This window comes from Mycobacterium sp. (assembly GCF_040509115.1).
Lineage (GTDB): Bacteria > Actinomycetota > Actinomycetes > Mycobacteriales > Mycobacteriaceae > Mycobacterium.
Genome location: NZ_JBEVLO010000485.1, coordinates 1 through 3,111, shown reverse-complemented (window position 1 = coordinate 3,111; position 3,111 = coordinate 1). Strand labels below are relative to the sequence as shown.

Annotated in this window: 1 protein-coding gene and 1 riboswitch; the gene reads right to left on the bottom strand. The window is 69.1% G+C overall.

The window, feature by feature from the left end; translation table 11 throughout:
- The coding region (locus ABW137_RS33000; RefSeq protein ID WP_526406681.1) for a cobaltochelatase subunit CobN at positions 1–2,884 on the bottom strand (2,884 nt) is incomplete at its 3' end.
- A 33-nt stretch (positions 2,885–2,917) separates the two neighbouring features.
- Positions 2,918–3,044: riboswitch (cobalamin riboswitch) on the bottom strand.
- Between the last annotated feature and the right edge of the window lie 67 nt (positions 3,045–3,111).

The window sequence follows — 3,111 nt, the reverse complement described above, 5'->3', positions numbered from 1 at the left end:
GCGTCGTGGCCCGGCGTTCGTCGCCGTGCTGGGCCAGGTCGGCGCGGGCGTGGGCGGCGACGAAGTTCTGCTCGTCGGGCTCGTCCAGCTTCGCAACCATCCGCACGGCATCGTCGAGCATGGCCACCACGTGCGGGAAGGCATCGCGGAAGAACCCCGAGATGCGCACGGTGACGTCGATGCGCGGCCGCCCGAGCTCGTCGGGCGAGATCACGGCGAGCTGATTGACCCGTCGCGATGCCTCGTCCCACTCCGGTCGCACCCCCAGCAGGGCGAGCACCTCGGCCACGTCGTCACCGGAGGTCCGCATCGCGCTGGTCCCCCACACCGAGAGGCCGACCGACTCCGGGTACCCACCGGTGTCGTCGAGGTAGCGCTTCACCAGGGACTCGGCCATGGCCTGGCCGGTCTGCCACGCCAACCTCGATGGCACCGCCCGAGGATCGACGGTGTAGAAGTTGCGGCCCGTCGGCAACACGTTCACCAGCCCGCGCAGCGGCGACCCGGACGGTCCCGGCCGCACGAAGCCGCCCGCCAATGCGTGCAGAACGGCGTCCAATTCGCCTGCCGTGCCAGCCAATCGGGGCACCACCTCGGTGGCGGCGAATCGAAGGACCTTCCGCACCTCGGGATCGTAATGCAGTGAGTCGACGACGCCGGTGTCCCAGGCGGCGGCCTCCATGGCTTCGATCAGCCCGCGAGCTCGCTCCTCGATTTCGTCGACGGCGGTCGTCTCTGCGCCCTCCTTCAGCCCGAGCGCTGCCCGCAGGCCGGGGATGGCGTGGTCCTTTCCGCCCCAGACCTGCGCGGCACGCAGGATCGCGAGCACCAGGTTGACTCGCGCCGACCCGTCGGGTGCACCGCCGAGCACGTGCAGTCCGTCGCGGATCTGAGCATCCTTGATCTCGCACAGCCAACCGTCGACGTGGAGGATGAAGTCGTCGAACTCCTCGTCGTCGGGGCGGTCGTCAAGCCCGAGGTCGCGGTGCATCTCCGCGGCCCGCATGAGGTTCCAGATCTCGCCCCGGATGGCGGGCAGCTTCGCCGGATCCATCGACGCGATGTTCCCGTACTCGTCGAGAAGCTGTTCCAGCCGGGCGATGTCGCCGTAGCTCTCGGCGCGTGCCATCGGCGGGATCAGGTGGTCGACGATGGTGGCGTGGGCCCGCCGCTTGGCTTGCGCTCCCTCACCGGGGTCGTTGACCAGGAAGGGATAGATCAGCGGGAGGCTGCCGATGGCCGCATCCGTTGCGCACGCGGCGGACAGCGCCGCGTTCTTGCCGGGCAGCCATTCCAGCGAACCGTGCTTGCCGAGGTGCACCACGGCGTTCGCGCCGAAACCGTGTTCCAGCCACCGGTACGCGGCCAGATAGTGGTGGCTGGGTGGCATGTCGGGATCGTGGTAGATGGCCACGGGGTTCTCCCCGAATCCGCGGGGCGGCTGAATCATCAGCACGACGTTGCCCGATTGCATGGCGGCGACGACGATTTCGTCGTGATCGTTGACGAACAGGCGGCCGGGTGCTGGGCCCCACGCCTCCGCCATCCCGTCGCGCAGGCTGGCGGGAAGATCGGCGGTCCACGCCCCGTACTGCTCGGCGGTGACCCTGACGTGGGCGTCGGTGAGCTGCGCCGAGGTGAGCCATTGCTCGTCCTGACCGCCCGCCTCGATGAGGGTGTGGATCAGTCGGTCGCCGGCCTCGGTCTCGTCCGGGACCTGGAGCACGCCGAAGCCGTCACCCACGTCGTAACCGTCGTCGGCGAGCCTGCGCAGCAGACGCACCGTGGAGACCGGGGTGTCAAGGCCGACCGCGTTGCCCACCCGGGAGTGCTTCGTGGGGTACGCCGAGAGGACCAAGGCGATCTTCTTGTCCGCGTTGGGGATTCGGCGCAACAGGGCGTGGTTGACGGCGATGCCCGCCACCCTCGCGCAGCGTTCCCGGTCGGCCACGTAGCGCGGCAGACCATCCGCGTCGATCTCCTTGAACGAGAAGGGCGTGGTGATGATGCGCCCGTCGAACTCGGGGATCGCGATCTGGGTTGCCGAGTCCAACGGGGTGACGCCGTCGGTGTTGGCCTCCCACTCCGCCCGCGACGAGGTGACACTCAAACCCTGCAGTACCGGGATGTCAAGTGCAGCAATCTTTTCGATGTCCCACGCCCCGTCGTCGCCACCTGCACCGACTCCCGCGGGACCCGAGCCGCCCGCGGCGAGCACGCTGACCACCAGAGTGTCGAAGGACCCGAGGGCCTCGAACAGCTCGGGAGGGGAACTTCGCAGTGACGACGCGAACACCGGGACACCGACGGCCGCCCCGGTGCCGTCGATGGCATCGGCGAGTGCGTGGGCGAACGCCGCGTTGCCACTGACCTCGTGGGCACGGTAGTAGAGGACGCCGATGCGCGGCAGGTCGCCGGCCTGGCGGGAACCCTTCCGTTCGGCGTAACCCCAGTCCGGGATCACCACGGGCTCCTCGAAACCCTCGCCGGTGAGCAGCACGGTGTCGCAGAGGAACGCGTGCAACTGGCGCAGGTTGGTGGGTCCGCCCTCTGCGAGGTAGGCGTGGGCTTGAGCGGCCAGCCCGATCGGCACGGTCGACTGCTCCATCAGTTCGGGGCTGGGCTGCCGTTCCCCGCCGAGTACCACCAGTGGTCGCCCGGTGGCACGGAGCAGGGCCAGCTCGGCTTCGATCTCGGCGGACGAACCGAGTACGCGAAGGACGATGACGTCGGCGCCGTCCACGACGGGCTCCAGCGCTTGACGGGCCGGATTGCCGAGGCTGAACGGCGCCCCGCTGGCTCGGGCGGAGAGCAGATCGGTGTCGGAGGTGGACAACAGTGCGATGCGCCGAACGTCGGGCGCGGGGAGGGACGGATCGGGCATGTGGCGGGCTCCTACTCGGGGTTCTCGCCCCTTGTCGTCGGATGTCCCGTGACCAGTATCTGGCTGTGGATCAACGACGCTCCACCGTCGCCGACCCTCACAGTGGCGGAACCGCCCCGGGCTCACACCGGGTTCCTTCGCCACGGGACGTACCTGGTCAGAGTAATGCAGCGGGTGTGCACCACCGCACCCTGACCAGCGTGCTCGTTGACGACCAGGACAAGGCG